This is a genomic window from Bradyrhizobium sp. CCBAU 21365 (assembly GCF_015291305.1).
Classification (GTDB): domain Bacteria; phylum Pseudomonadota; class Alphaproteobacteria; order Rhizobiales; family Xanthobacteraceae; genus Bradyrhizobium; species Bradyrhizobium elkanii.
Genome location: NZ_CP030036.1, coordinates 5,399,021 through 5,415,324, shown reverse-complemented (window position 1 = coordinate 5,415,324; position 16,304 = coordinate 5,399,021). Strand labels below are relative to the sequence as shown.

Below are 16,304 nucleotides of genomic sequence, written 5' to 3'. Positions count from 1 at the left end.
CTAGAGTCAGACCTGGCTGAAAGCCGTCACTGCTGTTTGGGAGCAGGCGCCAGTTGGCCCGTAATGGTGCCGACCTGCGCGGTTGGCGCGCTTTCGATGCCCACCGTCGGTGCTTCGGCGACCTCGGCCTTGCGCTGCGCCAGCGCGCTGGTCAGGCTGGTGAGCGCGTCGGAGCAGGCGGGGAAGCCTGCCTCCGAGAGAATCTTGTCGATCATCGGCTTGAACGCCGAGACCGACAGCAGCTGCGCGGCGAGGCCGTCGCCGAGCCCGAGGCCGCCATTGCCGTTGGCGTGGCCGTTGGCGCCGCCGCGGCCGAGCATGCTGCCGGTGTCGAAGATCCGGATGTCGGAAATCTTCTCGATCGGCTTCACCGCCTCGGCGAGCGCGCTCGGGATCACGTTGATCCGCGCGAGGTTGAGATCGTAGGCGATCATGTCGGCGCTCAGCGTGTTGCGCGCCTCCGCCTTCATCGTCGCGACCTCGGCTTCGGCCTGGCCGAGCGCCTTGACGCCGGCAGCGCGGGTGGTGGCGGCCGCCGCATCGGCCTTGGCGAGCACGTTGGTGGCTTCCGCCTTGTTGGCGGCGGCCTGGCGTTCGGCCTCGGCCATCACCGTGATCGGCATCGCGTCGGTCTCGGCCGCCTTGCGCGCCGCGATCACGTTGATGATCTTGTCGCGCTCGGCGATCTCGGTGGCGCGGGCGGTGGTGACCTTTTCCTCGGCGGCGATCGCGACCGCGCGCGCTGTCTCGGCGATGGTCTGGGCCTCCGACTGCTCCTTGCTCTTGGCTGCGACCGCGATGGCGCTTTCCTGCGCCACGATCTGGAGGTCGCGCTCCATCTCGGTATTGCGGCGCTTGACCGCGAGATCGGCCTCGATCTTGCGGGTGTCGCGGGCCTGGTTGGCCTCGGTCTGCTTGTTGGCGACCGCGAGCTCCTGCTGGATGCGGTATTCGGCCTCGTTCTGCAGCGCGGTCTGTTCGACCTGCGCCGTCTGCGCGCGCATCGCGGCGGTCTTGTTGGCGATGTCGCGCTGCTGGGCGAGCTCGGCCTCGCGCTTGGTGCTTTCGATCGTCAGCGTGGTCTGCCGCGCCACCAGGTCCTGCTGGGCGATGTTGACCTCGGTGGTACGGACGATCTGGTTGCGCTCCTGCTCACGCTCCTTGGTGATCTTGGTCAGCGTGGTGAGGCCGTGCGCGTCGAAGAAATTGCTGGGGTTGAAGTGCTTGATGTCGCTCTGGTCGAGCTTCGTCAGCGACACCGATTCAAGCTCGAGACCGTTGTTCTGGATGTCGGCACCGACCGCGTCCTGCACCGCCTTGACGAAGGTGGCGCGTTGCTCCTGCAATTCCTCGAGGTTCATGGTCGCGGCGACCGAGCGCAGGCCGTCGACGAACTTGGCCTCGACCAGCTCGCGCAGCTCGGCCGCGTCGTTGGTGCGGTTGCCGAGCGTCTGCGCGGCGAGCGCGATCGACGACGAGTCGGGTTTGACGCGCAGATAGAACTCGGCGCCGATATCGACGCGCATGCGGTCCTTGGTGATCAGCGAGTCCGGGCCGCCGCGCGCGACCTCGAGCCGCAGCGTCTTCAGGTTCACCGCCGCGGTGGAATGGAAGATCGGCAGCACGAGCGAGCCGCCGTCGAGCACCACCTTCTGGCCGCCGAGGCCGGTGCGGACATAGGCCTCGTCGCGCGTCGAGCGCTTGTAGAGTTTTGCGAACAGGAGACCGATAACGAGGATGACGATGACGCCAATAACGACGGGTACAGCAAGTTCCCACATGTGTTATGCCCTGTTGGAAGATCGTTGTTGTTCGACGAGGTCGGCTGGAGCGGCAATCGCGATGAAGCCCTTGGCGTCGCGGTCGACCAGCAGCACGCTGGCGCCGACCGGCAATGCCCCGGATTCCGCGCTGGCACGCGCCGACACGGTGTGCCAGTTGCCGAAGACATCCTTGAGACGGACCCTGCCGGGCAGGCCCTGATCGAGCGGGCCGACCGACACGGTTGCGACCTTGCCGACAAAGTCGCTGTCGTTGACCGCATAGCTCTCGTCGCGCGGAATGATGCGGGCGAGGCCGCGGCTGGTATTTCTGATCACGGGGATGCTGCCTGCGGCAGCAACCACCGCGGCAAGCGAGACCGGGATGGCGGTGCCTGCGGCATGCGCCAGTCCCTGAAGCAGAAAGCCTCCGATCGAGAAGATGCCGAGGATCAGGATGATCAGGATCAGGAGGGGAAGCCGCCCGGCGTTGATCCAGAGAAACAGGCCACTGAGAGCGTTGTGGCTCTCGGCCTCGACCGCGAAATCCTTGCCGATCAATTCGCTGATCGAAAGTCCGATCATGGTGCTCAGCAATTCGATACCGCCAAGTGCCACCATGATCGCAGCCGCGACCGCGAAGGGCCGCACGTCGGGGGCGAGCAGAATGTCGCCAACTGCACTCATTTTTCTGACTTGATCCTTTCAAGCCGCGCCGCGATTTCCTTTTCGCGATGCAGGCGATCGAGTTCGTCAAGCTCCTTGTCGCCGAGCACGCTGGAGGCGGGAACGCCGGTGACCCGGGCGATCGCCGCCATGGCGCGCTCAGCACTCAATGTATTGGTCGCGGATGGGCCCCGGCTGGTTTCGTCCTGGGCCTCGCGGATCAGGCTTTGTTCGAGATCGGCCAGGCGCGTCTCTGCCTCACGACGCGCGCCGAGCATGGCCTGCAGTGCCTTGGTCTGCTCATCGATTTCGAGCTCGATGAAATCCATCGCGCGTTCCAGCGCGATCACCTGCGACTCCAGATCAATTTGCCGTGCGACGCCGGCGCGCGCGAGATCCTCGCGATTTTCCGCAAGTGCGAGACGAATCTTTTCGTTCAGAGCAGTCGTTTCGATATCCAGTTCCTCGCGCCGTTTCCTCAAGCGGAATTCTTCGGCGCGCGACTTGCCGAGCGCATAGCGCGCCTCGTCGGCGCCGGCGTCGATCTCGCGGATCGCCTGTTTGACCAGCGCGACCTTGTTGTTGTTCTCGACATTGTCGATGGTCTGGCTCGCGATGGCGGCAAGAAGCCGGCCCATGCGCGCAAGGATGCCTTCGTGAAGCATGGTCTTCTCCTCCGATTGTGCTGATTTCGATTTGACGGCGATGTGGATTTCGTAGCCGCGTCCATCCGAGATCAAATGCGCCGGGAAGGGGCTTTCCCAGCCCGAGACATATCCCGGCACGTCGAACGGCACCAAGACACGTCCGCTGACAGTGCTAATGGTCAGTGAAGTTGGACCCTTGATCGCGAACAACTTGTCGTCGAGCGGTATCCGGCGGACGGCGGCGCCTGCGATGTAATTGGCGCGGTCGCGCAGGCCGAGCGTCACCAGCCGTGCGGGCAGGCCGGTCTCCTTGCGGATCTTCTCGTAGGCCTGGGCGTGCAGCGAGACCAGGTTGGCGCCGACGGGGGCGACCTCGGCAAGGATCGCCATCATCCGGTCGTAGGCCGCAAAGGTCGCCTCGATCGCCTCGATGCCTGAAGGGTCGGGGGCGAGGGCGTAGCGTAGCGTCGCGGTGGGCGTCTCGACGGGCAGCTTGATCATGCATCTAACGTAAAGCACTTCCTCAGTGCTTTACAAGAAGAGCGCCCGGTATCATTTTCGTGAGCCTAGATGCAGTTGCAAATGAGTTGCAATAACGGGAGAGATCGGCCATCCTTATCGAATGGATGCTCGGACCCCTGAACTGTCTTCCGTTTCCGTTCCCAATGCCGTGCCAGGCGGCTGGCGGGGCGATGCCGGACATGTGCGCAGCCTGCCGGAGGTGAACGCGACCGTCGCGGTGCCGTCGGGTGGCCTGTGGTGGCGACGGCTGCTGGCCTTCGCCGGGCCGGGCTATCTGGTTTCGGTCGGCTATATGGACCCCGGCAACTGGGCCACCGACCTCGCGGGCGGATCGAAGTTTGGCTACACACTGCTGTCGGTCATCCTGCTCTCGAACCTGATGGCGATTTTGCTGCAGGCACTCGCCGCGCGGCTTGGCATCGCCACCGACCGCGATCTCGCCCAGGCCTGCCGCGCAACCTATTCGCGCCCGGTGAATTTGCTGCTGTGGCTCGCCTGCGAGGCCGCAATCATTGCCTGCGACCTCGCCGAGGTGATCGGCACCGCGATCGCGCTCAAGCTGCTGTTCGGCATTCCCCTGATCGGCGGCGCGCTGCTGGCGGCGCTCGATGCATTCCTGCTGCTGCTCCTGATGAACCGCGGCTTTCGCTTCCTCGAGGCCTTCGTCATCGCGCTCCTGATCGTCATCGCGGTCTGCTTCGTCGTCCAGATCGCCGCCGCCGCGCCGCCGGTTGCCGCTGTGATCGGCGGCTTCATGCCGTCGCGCGAGATCGTCACCAATCCGGAGATGCTGTACATCGCGATCGGCATCATCGGCGCCACCGTGATGCCGCATAATCTCTATCTGCACTCCTCGATCGTGCAGACCCGCGCCTATCCGCGGACCGAGGAGGGACGGCGCGACGCGATCAAATGGGCGACCACCGATTCCACCATCGCGCTGATGCTGGCGCTGTTCGTCAATGCCGCGATCCTGGTGCTGGCGGCCGCGACCTTCCACAAGAGCGGCCATTCCGACGTCGCCGAGATCGACCAGGCGTTCGAGCTGCTGTCGCCGCTGCTTGGGCTGGGCATCGCCTCGACGCTGTTTGCCGTGGCGCTGCTCGCCTCCGGCCTCAACTCGACGGTAACGGCGACGCTGGCCGGACAGATCGTGATGCAGGGCTTTCTCGATCTGCGGCTGCCCGACTGGCTGCAGCGGCTGGTGACCCGCGGCATCGCGATCGTCCCTGTCATCGTGGTCGCTGCGCTCTATGGCGAGAGCGGCACGGCGCAACTGCTGGTGTTCAGCCAGGTCGTGCTGTCGATGCAGCTGCCGTTCGCGGTGATCCCGCTGGTGCGCTTCGTGTCCGACAAGCGCAAGATGGGCGCGTTCGCGATCTCACGCCCCGTCGCGGTGGCGGCGTGGATCGTCGCCGGGCTGATCGTCATCCTGAACGTGAAGCTGCTGATCGATACGTTCTTCGGCGGCTAATTTAGTCCTGCGGCTCGGCCAAGACCTCGCCTGAGGCGTCGACGCGCAGCCAGCCCGACGGCGCGAGCCGCTGCTGCGGCAGGAAGCGGCCCTTGTAGTCCATCTTCTTGGAGCCCTCGATCCAGTAGCCGAGATAGACGTAGGGCAGGCCCTGCCGGCGGGCGCGGGCGATGTGGTCGAGGATCATGAAGGTGCCGAGCGAGCGGGCCTCCAGCCCGGGCTCGAAGAACGAATAGACCATCGACAGCCCGTCGCTGAGCACGTCGGTCAGCGCCACCGCCATCAGCTCGTCGCCGCGGCCGGTGATGGCGCTGTCGGCATTGCGCTTGCGGTACTCGATGATCCGGGTCTCGACATGGCTGTCCTCGACCATCATGGCGTAGTCGAGCACGGTCATGTCGGCCATCCCGCCGTTGCGGTGGCGGCGGTCGAGATAGGCGCGGAAGACCGAATATTGCTCCGAGGTCGGCACCGCGGTGCGCTGCTCGCCGATGATGTCGGCGTTGCGGGCCAGCACCTTGCGGAAGTTGCGGGAGGGGCGGAATTCGTTGGCGATCACCCGGACCGAGACACAGGCCCGGCACTGGTCGCAGGCCGGGCGGTAGGCGATCGACTGGCTGCGGCGGAAGCCGCCATGGGTCAGCAAGTCGTTGAGATCGCCCGCTTTGTCGCCGACCAGGTGCGTGAAAACCTTCCGCTCATGGCGGCCCGGCAAGTACGGGCAGGGCGAGGGCGCCGTCAAATAGAACTGGGGAGTATCACGCGAATGCTGGGTCACGTCAGATCGTCGGGCTCCACAAACAATACAGGCAGCCGAGTGAGCATCGCCCCCCTGAGGCTAACGGTCAATTGGTTTAGGTGGGCCTAATAGAAGGCCCGCGCGGCCGGGGACATCTGGGTCCGGACCGAGCTGTTGATTATGACGGTTCCGAGGATGATGTCGTGCAGCAGCCGGCGGCGGCCGTTGAGCAGCCCGATCAGGAGCACCAGCGGCGACAGGAACGAGATCGTCGCCCAGAACAGCACCGCATGGGTGGCGCCGAGCACGAAATAGCCGCGCGCGCCGTACCAGGTCCGCAGTTCCAGATCCATCATGCGCATGCCAATGGTGGCCGAGTGCTGCCCGCCGATCGAGGCGCCGTAATAGACGATCGCCCAGACGATCGAGGCCGGCGAGACCAGCCAGAACAGCGCCCAGCCGAGACCGAGCGTGACGAGGCCGAACACCGCGATGAAAATCACCGCGAGGATCACCGGCACCGACAGCACGAACAGGTCGATCAGGAACGCAAAAACGCGTCGCGTCAGCACGCCGCGAAACAGGTCAGGCTGCATCAACGGATCGAACGCATGCGGGGGAACGCCGCCGTCGTTGCGCCAGGCCTCATTGCGCCGGGTGCCGCCGTCATCGCCGTAGGACATGACCAACCTCCGATGAAAGTCCCGCGCAGGAGATGGGAACAGGAGGCGCGTTCGCCAAGCCTGCGCGAACATTAACTAGCCGAAATATTCCGGCGATTCGGCGGCTGAATTGAGCGGTTCTACCTCCACGCCGTCATTGCGGCGGAGCGAACCAATCCACTTGTCGCAATAGCGGGCGATGGCTGTCAGCTCTCCGCCTTGATCTTTTCGGCGGCCTTCGGCGCGAAATAGGTGAGGATGCCGTCGGCGCCGGCGCGCTTGAAGCCGACCAGGCTCTCCATCATCGCGCGCTCGCCGTCGATCCAGCCGTTGGCGGCGGCGCCCGCGATCATCGCGTACTCGCCGGACACCTGGTACACGAAGGTCGGCATCGCGAAATGGTCCTTCACGCGGCGGACGATGTCGAGATAGGGCATGCCCGGCTTCACCATCACCATGTCGGCGCCCTCGGCGATGTCGAGCTCGACCTCGCGCAGCGCCTCGTCGGAATTGGCGCTGTCCATTTGGTAGGTACGCTTGTCGCCGGTCAGCGTCTTGGCCGAGCCGATCGCGTCGCGGAACGGGCCGTAGAAGGCGGAGGCGTATTTCGCCGCGTAGGACATGATCTGCACGTCGCCGAAGCCGTTGTCGTCGAGCGCCTCGCGGATCGCACCGATCCGGCCGTCCATCATGTCCGACGGCGCGATCACGTCGCAGCCGGCTTCGGCCTGGGTCAGCGCCTGCTTCACCAGCACCGCGACGGTCTCGTCGTTGAGGATCTTGCCGCCCTCGATCAGCCCGTCATGGCCGTGGCTGGTGAAGGGATCGAGCGCGACGTCGCACAGCACGCCGATGTCGGGAAACTCCTTCTTGATCGCGCGCACCGCCTGGCAGACCAGATTGTCGGGGTTGAGCGCTTCCGAGCCCTGCTCGTCGCGCAGCGACGGCTCGGTGAACGGGAACAGCGCGATGCAGGGGATGTTGAGCTTTGCCGCGCGCTCGGCGTCGCGGACGATCTGGTCGACGGTGAGCCGGTCGACGCCGGGCATCGAGGCCACCGGCGTGCGGGTGTTGTGGCCATCGACCACGAACATCGGCCAGATCAGATCATCGGTAGTCAGCACGTTTTCGCGCACCAGGCGGCGGGCCCATTCCGACTTGCGATTGCGCCGCATCCGGATCGTGAGGTCGAGCGAGGGGGAGGCGAGGGCATCGGTCTGGCGCCGCGGCGCATCGCGCAATTCGATCGGGCGCCCGAATTTGATCGCCATGTCTTCTTCTCCTCGACGGACGGCAGTTCTGGACCTGATAAAGTCTGGACCTGATATAAGTTTGATTCTAGCACCTGTCAGGGCCGCCGTCATTGCGCCGCTATTGCATCCGTGGCGCCCTTGATTTGCCGCAACGGCAATTGATTTTGCGTCCCCGGCGGGCCAAGACTGCGCCCATGAACCCCATTTTGCAGCCGCTATGCGGCGATTCGGATGTCTGACACCTCTGCACGCGATCAGGCGCGGGACAATGCCATCTCGGTGAGCGCGATCTCGTCCGACCGGATCGAGCCGGACGACAATGCGTGGACGCGGCGTCTCGTCATCTTCCTGCGCATCATGGCCGTCGTCTCGGTCGCCAAGGGCCTCTATCACTGGGCCCAGGTGACCGGCTTCGTCGGCGGCGAGGAGGAGGCCTTCGAGAACCAGTCGATGGCCTGGCAGACCGCCACGATCTATTTCGCCGTCATCGAGCTCGTCGCCGCCGTCGGGCTCTGGCTCGCGACGCCCTGGGGCGCCGTGGTGTGGCTGACCACCGTGGTGTCGATGGCGGTCATCGAGCTGATGTTTCCCGGCATCTATGGCGGCAGTCTCACCGTGGTCGGGCTCGAGGCCTTGATGCTCGCCGCCTATCTCGCGCTGGCCTGGATGTCGGCGCGCGAACGCCCGCCATAGGCCGGCGTGATGCAGTGTTGCCCCGTGGCGACAGCGCAACGAATAGCCGGCCGCGGCCGGCAATATTTGGCAGCCGTGCGCGCAACGAGAAGACAGCATCGCTGGTTCTGATAGGTGGGTGCCGACAGATCGCATCCGTTTGAGACACCCCCTTCCGGGACCGTCTCTACGGGACCTGCCGTCGGGACCCATTTCACCGGATCTCGGCGCGTGTGCCGGCCGGCTTTGCGCGGGCCGACGGCGGAACCGGTCTGGCCCCCGCACCGGATCAGCACCGCTTGCGCGCGTCGCGTGCACGTCCCGCCGATGCACTCCGATAAAATTTTCAAAGAATTTTCCGGTAACCGATCGGTCACCGTAAAGGGTTCCCTCATACCCGTTACGCCACCGTTTCGAATTCAGACGATGCTGTTTCCGAATGTGACAGGGCAGGCAGACGAAGCGTGAACAAGGCTCTGCCACCGTCAATGAAAAGTTGCGAAAAGCCTTTGATCCATGGGCTTAATCCACGATTCACTGTCTTAAATTCATGATCTCTTTATTCTCTTATTTAAGCGGATATTCAAACGGCCCCCTTACGTTGGACCTATCAGGCGGGACACAAGTTTCGTCGAATAAAGTCGATAAAAACGACAAACAGGGGAAGTGTCATGATGAAAGCCGTTGCGACAACGGCGGCGGATGCCGCCGATCGCGCTACCGGTCAAGCTCCGGTGCAGCCGCTCTATCTCGAAGCCCTGACTTTGGTGGAGCGGCTGCATCGCCGGCTCCTCGACGTCATCAAGGACGAATTCGATCGTCGTGGCCGCGCCGACATCAACTCGGTGCAGGCGCTGCTCCTGTACAACATCGGCGACAAGGAACTGACCGCCGGCGAGCTGCGCACCCGCGGCTACTATCTCGGCTCCAACGTCTCCTACAATCTGAAGAAGCTCGTCGAGCTCGGCTTCCTCGATCATCAGCGCTCGCGCGTCGATCGCCGCTCGGTCCGCATCCGGCTGACCCCGCAGGGCCAGGAAGTCCGCAAGATCGTCGATGCGCTCTATCAGAAGCACGTCAAGACGGTGGAGCAGGTCGGCGGCATCTCGAACGAGGAGTTCGCGAGCCTCAACAAGTCGCTGCATCGCCTCGAGCGCTTCTGGACCGACCAGATCCTGTATCGCCTCTGAGCCTTCCTGTTTTCGCCTGATGGCCAAGCCGGCCGCTTGAGAAGACCGGCAGCCTCCTTCAGTCCAGCCTTGCTCGAGTCAACGCATCGGTCATGCCCGGCCGATGCGTTTTTCATGCTGCACCTGCGAAAATAAATGAGCCCCGGCGAGGAACCAAGGCATTCCCTGCGGCTTATCCGTTAGCCAACGGAGAGGCAGGGATATGTTGCTCGAACGCGGGATTGAGGTGCTGAATGTCGAGGTCGTCGGTGACGCCTACGCGATCGCCTCGAACTATCTGCGCAAATCCGGAGCCATTCCCGACAATTTCGCCACCAATGAGCGCCTGCTCGGCATCATCGTGAAGCTGTTCCAGCGCGGCGAGATGAACCGCCTCCGCCTCGCCAACAAGGCGATCGCGAAGTTCGAGGCCGAGACGCTGGTGGTCGCCTGAGCGTCAACCCGGAGACTTCAATGGAAGCCGCAATCGATCGGATCATGCAGACGTATGATCTGCTGCTCAACCGCACGCCCGCTGCAAGCGACGAAGCGCGCGCGAAGGTGACAGAATACGTGCAGACGCTGTTCGACGCCGGCGAGCGCGATCCGCATCGGTTGACGGTGTGCGGGCTGACCTATCTGCGCCAGCTCGACGGCAGCACCGACCATGTCAAGGCCGGGTATACCGGGCTGTAAGGCAGCCTGGTTTCGCAGTCTGATTCAACTGTCAAACAGCTTGTGTCATCACCCGCGAAAGCGGGTGATCCAGTATTCCAGAGGCCGCGGTGATTGAACCGAAGGGCCGCGGCATACTGGATCGCCAACCTAGCGATGACAGTGCGGATGCCCACACGCGATCGTCGTCCTGGCTTTCGCCAGGACGACACTGAGTGTGTTGCGCGGTCTCACGTGACCTGCGGCATCAATCCTCGCGCGGCATTTGGTCAGCAGCGACGGGGATATCGCGACCGCTGTTGATTGTCTCGCCAATGGCGCGCGAGGCGGGTTGCGGAGGGGGCGCTCATAACCCAACGCCGCCCGCTTGAAATGCATGCGAGCGGCGATGGGCTCTAGCCCCAGGATGGATGATGCAAAATCCTGACGACAATTGGTCTGCTGACGGGTCCAGGAGTTCGTAGCCAAGAAGAGGTACCTCAACTTCGCAAGCGCCGATACCGGACGGAGCGGCGGCAAATGTCGGGTCCAGGTTAGGATTGAGCACCAAGTTGCTCCCGGCCTCAGCCTGTACCCCCTCGCTGGGGCCGCTTTTTGAGCCGGCCTTTTGAAACCTATACCGCTCTATGGATAGGTGTGGCCTTTCTGAGCAACGCGCACAGCCAACGGCGTGCGGGGAAGATCCCAAACTCGGACGAGTCGTAGTCTCGGCCTTCAGGCGTCACGATATGGATGTCGTAGCACTGTGACCGTGAGAGCTCTTTTGCCTTGCGCAAAGCTGCCTCGGCGGTGCCACGACGGTGCACGATCTCTCCAAACTTGCACCTAGCTTTTACGGTGAAGCTCATCTTTCTTCTTTTTCTTGTTTCGCTTGACGACCTCGGCCTGAGCCCGGAAGGCCTGGGCGAGGCTCTTCATTTGCTCGGCCGCGAATTCGTCAGCCGTCCGTACCGCCGCCTGCTCGGCGGTCTTGGCCTGCTTCTTCAGGTCCTTGGCGATGCCCATGTCCTGTAACTTCCACGCCGTTCCGGCAGTTCCATCCGTTCGGATCTCACGATCACGATCAAGCGAATTCTCGCCCGGCCGAACGAATGAGAGACGTCGAAAAATCGCACCTGTTTCTTCTCATTGACGCGAAGCTGGCGGGAACTTTTCACGCTCCCCGGGCTTTTTGATTTTGCTTTGGGGGCAGCCGAACGTCAGCGTTGGAGAGAGGAGCCATGAAGCGACGACGTCGGGCTAGCCAGCTTTTTCCCCTTGAAAAACGCCTTGCCCAAGAAGCCAAAAGGCTACGTCAACGGGCCAAGAACCTTCCTCCCTGTCGAGAGCGAGAGACCCTGTTGAGGCAGGCGCGGCATGACGAAACCACCGCCAATTTGACGGCGTGGCTACTGTCCCAAGGTCCGCGGGCACCCATCTAGGAGGACGCTCAATGCATACAAACCACCACCATATCGACAGTGTGGAGATTGCCTTCGTAAGCGCTGCGACCGTGTCGCTTGTCGCTCTCATCGCCTCCATGGCCTGGCTTCTGCTCGGGTGAAAATTGCCAGGTTGAAATTCGACCGAGGGCTCCATCGAGACCCTCATTCGACGGTCGCGCCGGCTTCGCCCCGAGCTGCCGGCTTTGCCCAGCCAATCGGCTGTTGCGCGCAAGACACTCGCCTTTGGATATCCCGCAGCGATTTACATAAGCTAATGCTGGAACCGCGCGGTTCTTGATGGATGGGGCTGCCTGGCTCCAATAGCTCAGCCCCGGATCAGGCAAACGGCCCCAGCACCGGCCTCCAGGCCCCCAAAGGTGCTGGGGCCATTTCGTTGTTTGGCGCATTGCGTTTCGAGCGCAGCGTCACCATCCCGTGGAGTGATCTGCCGCAGCGTCCCGCCTGCCCTCAGTGAGCAGGCGGGACGTCGGCGCTACTTGTTCTCCGGCTTCCAGGTCGTGCTTGCGCGGTCGTATTTGAAACCAGGCGCGGCCTTCAGGCTGTCCTTGGTCTCGTCGAGCGTGAGCCACCACTTGTCGTCTTTCTTTTGAGATTTGACGGCCGTGAATGGCACGATCACGTCCTTCTCGCCGGCGCCGAGAAAACCGCCGACACCGACGACGAGACCGGTCACCTTGCCGGACTTGTCGACAAGCACGTCGTCGATCGTCCCGATCTTGGATTCCTTCGGGTCGTAGACGTTCTGCTTGTAGTAGTTGGCGATGGTCGAACTGTCCGCCGGCGCGGCGGGCATGGTGGTTGCGGCATGCGCGGCGGTAGCGAACGCTGCTGCCATGATGCAGCCGATAGCCAATTTCTTCATAAGAGGTCTCCTTGCCTTCAGTGCATATGGCCGATCAGGTAGACGCCGCCGCCGATCACGATGATCGCCGGCACAGCCCAGAGAATGATGACTGGCATGCGATCGCCTCCTAGTTCGAGGTACAGACCTTGACGCTCTTCATGCCGGTCTCGGCTTCGGTGCGCGTCTTGTAGACAGTGCCCGACGGACTGACGACGGTGGTCGTCGTGTCGACCGGCTTCTTGTCGACGATCGTGCACTTCTTCGTCTTCACGTCTTGCACGACGTAGAATTCGTCCGCTGCAAATGCCGGCGTGACGAAAGCAGCAAGCAAAGATGCCGCGACAATGGTCTTAAAGTTCATGTTCTCTCCTCCAATAGCCGTATCAATCGGCCGAGGTGGAACGGGAAGAAATGGCAAAGGTTCCTAGAACCAGGCGTGCGTTGGTGATCCGTTCCGAATCAAAGCAAGCGAAAAATGACCGAAGATGGTGCGGCGATTTGCTGCACTGGCTAGCCGCGCCCTCCGGCTTGCCGAAGGCTGTGGCGAATGGTCGCTAGAGACACGCAGACGCGAGATCGGCGAGCGATTCCTGACCCGAAGGGACCGCGCTGTCCGAGTGGCGATGCGATCACGTGACCGGATGCAGCCGGCGATCGGCAGGCTGCTTTCCGAAAATTCAGGAGGAAGCCCCATGATCCCGTCCCACATGCGCCTGGTCGGCGCGGTCGTCGCGCTGTTGCTTGGGGCGAGCGGTCCGGCGCCCGCGCAGCAACTCGAGCTCAAGCTGATGGCGCCGGCGGCGCCCGGCGGCGGCTGGGATCAGACGGCGCGCTCGATGCAGCAGGCGCTGGTCGCCTCCAGTGTCGCGCGCAGCGTCCAGGTCACCAACGTTCCCGGCGCCGGCGGCAGCGTCGGCATCGCGCAGTTCGTCAACGGCGCCAAGGGCGACGGCAACCAGATGATGGTGAACGGTTTCGTCATGGTGGGCGCGCTCGCCATGAACAAGTCGCCGGTGACGCTGGATCAGGTGACGCCGATCGCGCGCCTCACCGAGGAGACCCAGGTCATTGTGGTGCCGGCGAACTCGCCGATCAAGACGGCGCAGGATCTCGCCGCCGCGGTGAAGGCCGATATCGCCAAGGTGACCTTTGCCGGCGGCTCGGCCGGCGGCGTCGACCATGTGATGGCGGCGCTGTTCGCGGGAACGGTCGGCGCCGACGCCAAGAAGATCAACTACATTCCGTTCTCGGGCGGCGGCGAGTCGCTTGCAGCCATTCTCGGTGGCAAGGTCACGGCCGGCATTTCCGGCCTCAGCGAATATGAAGGCCAGATCAAGGCCGGCAAGTTGCGCGCGCTCGGCGTCACCTCGGCGCAGCGTTTACCCGGCGTCGACATCCCGACCTTCAGGGAGCAGGGCATCGACCTCGTGCTGGCCAATTGGCGTTCGGTGGTCGCACCACCCGGCATCACGCCGGAGCAGCGCAAGGTGCTGAGCGATGCCGTCGAGAAGATGGTGAAGTCCGACGCCTGGAAGGAGATCCTGAAGCAGAAGGGCTGGGATGACGCCTATCTCGGCGGTGATGCCTTCGCGGATTTCCTGAAGAAGGAAATCGTGCGTGTCACCGACGTGCTCAAGTCCGTCGGCCTCGTGAAGTCGTGATGCCGGACGCGGCTTCCGAAAATCCTGCGCCGCGGCGCGTCGACCGCGCCGGTGTCGTCATCGCGGCCGCGCTTGCGGTGCTTGCCGCGGTGCTGGTGTGGGACGCCAGCAAGCTGCCGTCCACCACGATGTACGGCATGGGGCCGGAGGCGATGCCGATCGTGATCGCGATTGGCCTCGTCATCCTCGCCATCGGCAATCTGATCGACGCGCTGCGCGGCAAGCTGCCGCCGCGCGAGAGCATGGATCCGAAACCGGTGGGACTGATCATCGGCGGCCTTGTGCTCCTGATCGCGATCATCGGCTTTGGCGGCGGCTTCATCCTCGCCACCTCGGCGCTGTTCGTGACCACGTCGGCAGCCTTCGGCCGCCGCGCCGTCCTTACCGACATCGCCATCGCGCTCGTGATCACGACCCTGATTTATCTCGCGTTCGACAAACTGTTGACGCTGAGCCTGCCCGCCGGCCCGCTGGAGCGACTGCTGTGATGGACACTTTCGCCGCGCTGGCGCACGGCATGGCGGTCGCCATGCAGCCGATTAACCTGCTTTACGCCCTGATCGGCGTGTTCCTGGGCACGGCGGTCGGCGTGTTGCCGGGGATCGGTCCGGCGCTGACGGTCGCGCTGCTGCTACCGGTGACCTACAAGCTCGATCCCGGCGGCTCGCTGATCATGTTCGCCGGCATCTATTACGGCGGCATGTATGGCGGATCGACCACCGCGATCCTGATCAATACGCCGGGCGAGAGCGCGTCGATGGCGACCGCGCTCGAGGGCAACAAGATGGCCAAGGCCGGCCGCGGCGGCCCGGCGCTGGCGACCTCGGCGATCGGCTCGTTCGTGGCCGGCACCATCGCCACCATCGGCCTCGCATTCCTCGCGCCATGGCTGGTCGATTTCGCGGTGCGCTTCGGGCCGGAGGATTACTTCGCGCTGATGTGCGTCGCCTTCGTCACGGTGTCGGCAACCTTCGGCGACTCGCCGGTCCGCGGCCTCACCAGCCTGTTCATCGGCCTGACGCTCGGGCTGGTCGGCATCGACAAGCTGACCGGTCAGGCGCGGCTTGCCTTCGGCATTCCCGAGCTGCTCGACGGCGTCGAGGTGACGACACTCGCGGTCGGCCTGTTCGCGGTCGGCGAGGCGCTCTATGTCGCCTCGCGCCGTCATCACGCCGAGGAGAAGCTCGAGCCGGTGCGCGGCTCGCTGTGGATGACGCGGGAGGACTGGCGGCGGTCGTGGAAGCCGTGGCTGCGCGGCACGCTGTTCGGTTTTCCGATCGGGGCGCTGCCGGCCGGCGGGGCGGAGATCCCGACATTCCTGTCCTATTCCACCGAGCGGCGACTGACCAAGCATCCCGAGGAATTCGGCAAGGGCGCGATCGAAGGCGTCGCAGGGCCGGAAGCGGCGAACAACGCGTCCGCCGCCGGCACGCTGGTGCCGCTGTTGACGCTCGGGCTGCCGACCTCGGCAACGGCTGCAATGATGCTGGCGGGCTTCCAGCAATACGGCCTCAACCCGGGGCCGCTGCTGTTCGCGGAGCGGCCCGACCTGGTGTGGGGCCTGATCGCGAGCCTGTTCATCGCCAACGGCATGCTGCTGGTGCTCAATCTGCCGCTGGTCGGGCTCTGGGTGCGGCTGCTGGCGATTCCGCAGCCCTGGCTCTATGCCGGCATCCTGGTATTCGCGACCATGGGCACGATCGCGGCGAAGCCGTCGGTCGTCGAGCTGTCGATGCTGGCGGCGTTCGGCGTGATGGGCTTTCTGATGCGCCGGTTCGACTTCCCGATCGCGCCCGTCGTGATCGGGCTGATCCTCGGGCCGATCGCCGAAAGCCAGCTGCGTCGCGCGCTGGCGATCAGCCTCGGCGATCCCATGGTGCTGCTGCAAAGCCCGATGTCGGCGACGCTGCTCGGCATCGCGCTGATCGCTCTGCTGGCGCCGTTCGTGCTCAAGGGGGTCGGGCGATTCAAGGCGAACGAGGATTAGCGCGCGACCAGACCGTAAAAGGCCCGCTCCGGGGCTCGCATTTCGGAGCGGGCCAGTCTGGGCACGGCAAATATCGCCGCGACGCGAAACCTAGCGCGACAAGCTGACACCACCCTGACGACGGCGAA

17 protein-coding genes are annotated in these 16,304 nt (G+C 64.0%); 8 read left to right on the top strand and 9 right to left on the bottom strand.

The annotated features are described in order from the left end of the window. Window positions 1–26 precede the first annotated feature (26 nt). From XI02_RS25310 to XI02_RS25300, 3 genes are read right to left on the bottom strand one after another with little or no spacing between them, the layout of a single operon-like run. Window positions 27–1,781, bottom strand: a complete 1,755-nt coding sequence (locus XI02_RS25310; RefSeq protein ID WP_018271931.1) for a flotillin family protein — start codon at window positions 1,779–1,781, stop codon at window positions 27–29. 3 nt (window positions 1,782–1,784) lie between these two features. After that, complete coding sequence (locus XI02_RS25305) at window positions 1,785–2,447, bottom strand: OB-fold-containig protein (RefSeq protein WP_069276880.1); 663 nt, start codon at window positions 2,445–2,447, stop codon at window positions 1,785–1,787. Next, the gene (locus tag XI02_RS25300; RefSeq protein ID WP_018271929.1) at window positions 2,444–3,574 is read right to left on the bottom strand and encodes a PspA/IM30 family protein; all 1,131 of its coding nucleotides are present in this window, start codon (window positions 3,572–3,574) and stop codon (window positions 2,444–2,446) included. The genes XI02_RS25305 and XI02_RS25300 overlap by 4 nt, the downstream gene beginning before the upstream one ends. Window positions 3,575–3,695: 121 nt before the next feature. Between XI02_RS25300 and XI02_RS25295 the strand changes: the two genes are divergently transcribed. After that, window positions 3,696–5,069, top strand: coding sequence for an Nramp family divalent metal transporter (locus XI02_RS25295; RefSeq protein ID WP_026192843.1), 1,374 nt, complete (start codon window positions 3,696–3,698; stop codon window positions 5,067–5,069). A gap of 1 nt (window position 5,070) precedes the next feature. Here XI02_RS25295 and XI02_RS25290 read toward each other — a convergent pair whose 3' ends face one another. The 3 genes from XI02_RS25290 to hemB all read right to left on the bottom strand — a co-directional run bounded on the left by XI02_RS25290 (window position 5,071) and on the right by hemB (window position 7,741). Then, the gene (locus tag XI02_RS25290) at window positions 5,071–5,847 is read right to left on the bottom strand and encodes an arginyltransferase (protein ID WP_026192842.1); all 777 of its coding nucleotides are present in this window, start codon (window positions 5,845–5,847) and stop codon (window positions 5,071–5,073) included. Window positions 5,848–5,933: 86 nt separating this feature from the next. After that, on the bottom strand, window positions 5,934–6,491 hold the full coding sequence (locus XI02_RS25285; protein WP_018271926.1) for an RDD family protein: 558 nt from the start codon (window positions 6,489–6,491) through the stop codon (window positions 5,934–5,936). A gap of 185 nt (window positions 6,492–6,676) precedes the next feature. After that, window positions 6,677–7,741 (bottom strand): porphobilinogen synthase, encoded by a 1,065-nt coding sequence (hemB, locus tag XI02_RS25280; protein ID WP_016845014.1) that lies wholly within the window; start codon window positions 7,739–7,741, stop codon window positions 6,677–6,679. 213 nt (window positions 7,742–7,954) lie between these two features. Here hemB and XI02_RS25275 point away from each other — a divergent pair, with 213 nt between their 5' ends. The 4 genes from XI02_RS25275 to XI02_RS25260 all read left to right on the top strand — a co-directional run bounded on the left by XI02_RS25275 (window position 7,955) and on the right by XI02_RS25260 (window position 10,260). After that, window positions 7,955–8,416: a DUF6163 family protein gene (locus tag XI02_RS25275; protein ID WP_016845013.1), complete on the top strand. Its 462-nt coding sequence runs from the start codon at window positions 7,955–7,957 to the stop codon at window positions 8,414–8,416. Window positions 8,417–9,066: 650 nt separating this feature from the next. Next, a complete protein-coding gene (gene ldtR, locus XI02_RS25270; protein WP_018271925.1) occupies window positions 9,067–9,585 on the top strand; it encodes a transcriptional regulator LdtR in 519 nt (172 codons plus the stop codon). 202 nt (window positions 9,586–9,787) lie between these two features. Next, a complete protein-coding gene (locus XI02_RS25265; RefSeq protein WP_016845011.1) occupies window positions 9,788–10,018 on the top strand; it encodes a hypothetical protein in 231 nt (76 codons plus the stop codon). A 20-nt stretch (window positions 10,019–10,038) separates the two neighbouring features. Next, window positions 10,039–10,260, top strand: coding sequence for a hypothetical protein (locus XI02_RS25260; protein ID WP_016845010.1), 222 nt, complete (start codon window positions 10,039–10,041; stop codon window positions 10,258–10,260). 804 nt (window positions 10,261–11,064) lie between these two features. On the opposite strand, the gene XI02_RS25255 is transcribed toward XI02_RS25260, so the two are convergent. The 3 genes from XI02_RS25255 to XI02_RS25245 form a co-directional block, all read right to left on the bottom strand. After that, the gene (locus XI02_RS25255) at window positions 11,065–11,244 is read right to left on the bottom strand and encodes a hypothetical protein (protein WP_016845008.1); all 180 of its coding nucleotides are present in this window, start codon (window positions 11,242–11,244) and stop codon (window positions 11,065–11,067) included. Window positions 11,245–12,156: 912 nt separating this feature from the next. After that, the gene (locus XI02_RS25250; RefSeq protein ID WP_016845006.1) at window positions 12,157–12,546 is read right to left on the bottom strand and encodes a PRC-barrel domain-containing protein; all 390 of its coding nucleotides are present in this window, start codon (window positions 12,544–12,546) and stop codon (window positions 12,157–12,159) included. A gap of 109 nt (window positions 12,547–12,655) precedes the next feature. Then, window positions 12,656–12,889, bottom strand: a complete 234-nt coding sequence (locus tag XI02_RS25245; RefSeq protein ID WP_016845005.1) for a hypothetical protein — start codon at window positions 12,887–12,889, stop codon at window positions 12,656–12,658. A gap of 331 nt (window positions 12,890–13,220) precedes the next feature. Between XI02_RS25245 and XI02_RS25240 the strand changes: the two genes are divergently transcribed. The 3 genes from XI02_RS25240 to XI02_RS25230 are packed head-to-tail and all read left to right on the top strand — an operon-like array spanning window position 13,221 to window position 16,176. After that, window positions 13,221–14,189, top strand: a complete 969-nt coding sequence (locus XI02_RS25240) for a tripartite tricarboxylate transporter substrate binding protein (RefSeq protein ID WP_026192841.1) — start codon at window positions 13,221–13,223, stop codon at window positions 14,187–14,189. Beyond that, window positions 14,189–14,677, top strand: coding sequence for a tripartite tricarboxylate transporter TctB family protein (locus XI02_RS25235; RefSeq protein WP_018271923.1), 489 nt, complete (start codon window positions 14,189–14,191; stop codon window positions 14,675–14,677). Before XI02_RS25240 ends, XI02_RS25235 begins: the two co-directional genes overlap by 1 nt. Further along, entirely contained in the window at window positions 14,677–16,176 is a 1,500-nt protein-coding gene (locus XI02_RS25230; RefSeq protein WP_018271922.1) for a tripartite tricarboxylate transporter permease, read from the top strand. The genes XI02_RS25235 and XI02_RS25230 overlap by 1 nt, the downstream gene beginning before the upstream one ends. The last annotated feature ends 128 nt before the right edge of the window (window positions 16,177–16,304 follow it).

What these genes read in the sequence shown, in the direction of transcription:
- XI02_RS25310 (WP_018271931.1), bottom strand. Translation starts at nt 1,781, where the DNA reads ATGTGGGAACTTGCTGTACCCGTCGTTATTGGCGTCATCGTCATCCTC.
- XI02_RS25305 (WP_069276880.1), bottom strand. Translation starts at nt 2,447, where the DNA reads ATGAGTGCAGTTGGCGACATTCTGCTCGCCCCCGACGTGCGGCCCTTC.
- XI02_RS25300 (WP_018271929.1), bottom strand. Translation starts at nt 3,574, where the DNA reads ATGATCAAGCTGCCCGTCGAGACGCCCACCGCGACGCTACGCTACGCC.
- XI02_RS25295 (WP_026192843.1), top strand. Translation starts at nt 3,696, where the DNA reads ATGGATGCTCGGACCCCTGAACTGTCTTCCGTTTCCGTTCCCAATGCC.
- XI02_RS25285 (WP_018271926.1), bottom strand. Translation starts at nt 6,491, where the DNA reads ATGTCCTACGGCGATGACGGCGGCACCCGGCGCAATGAGGCCTGGCGC.
- hemB (WP_016845014.1), bottom strand. Translation starts at nt 7,741, where the DNA reads ATGGCGATCAAATTCGGGCGCCCGATCGAATTGCGCGATGCGCCGCGG.
- XI02_RS25275 (WP_016845013.1), top strand. Translation starts at nt 7,955, where the DNA reads ATGTCTGACACCTCTGCACGCGATCAGGCGCGGGACAATGCCATCTCG.
- ldtR (WP_018271925.1), top strand. Translation starts at nt 9,067, where the DNA reads ATGATGAAAGCCGTTGCGACAACGGCGGCGGATGCCGCCGATCGCGCT.
- XI02_RS25265 (WP_016845011.1), top strand. Translation starts at nt 9,788, where the DNA reads ATGTTGCTCGAACGCGGGATTGAGGTGCTGAATGTCGAGGTCGTCGGT.
- XI02_RS25260 (WP_016845010.1), top strand. Translation starts at nt 10,039, where the DNA reads ATGGAAGCCGCAATCGATCGGATCATGCAGACGTATGATCTGCTGCTC.
- XI02_RS25255 (WP_016845008.1), bottom strand. Translation starts at nt 11,244, where the DNA reads ATGGGCATCGCCAAGGACCTGAAGAAGCAGGCCAAGACCGCCGAGCAG.
- XI02_RS25250 (WP_016845006.1), bottom strand. Translation starts at nt 12,546, where the DNA reads ATGAAGAAATTGGCTATCGGCTGCATCATGGCAGCAGCGTTCGCTACC.
- XI02_RS25245 (WP_016845005.1), bottom strand. Translation starts at nt 12,889, where the DNA reads ATGAACTTTAAGACCATTGTCGCGGCATCTTTGCTTGCTGCTTTCGTC.
- XI02_RS25240 (WP_026192841.1), top strand. Translation starts at nt 13,221, where the DNA reads ATGATCCCGTCCCACATGCGCCTGGTCGGCGCGGTCGTCGCGCTGTTG.
- XI02_RS25235 (WP_018271923.1), top strand. Translation starts at nt 14,189, where the DNA reads ATGCCGGACGCGGCTTCCGAAAATCCTGCGCCGCGGCGCGTCGACCGC.
- XI02_RS25230 (WP_018271922.1), top strand. Translation starts at nt 14,677, where the DNA reads ATGGACACTTTCGCCGCGCTGGCGCACGGCATGGCGGTCGCCATGCAG.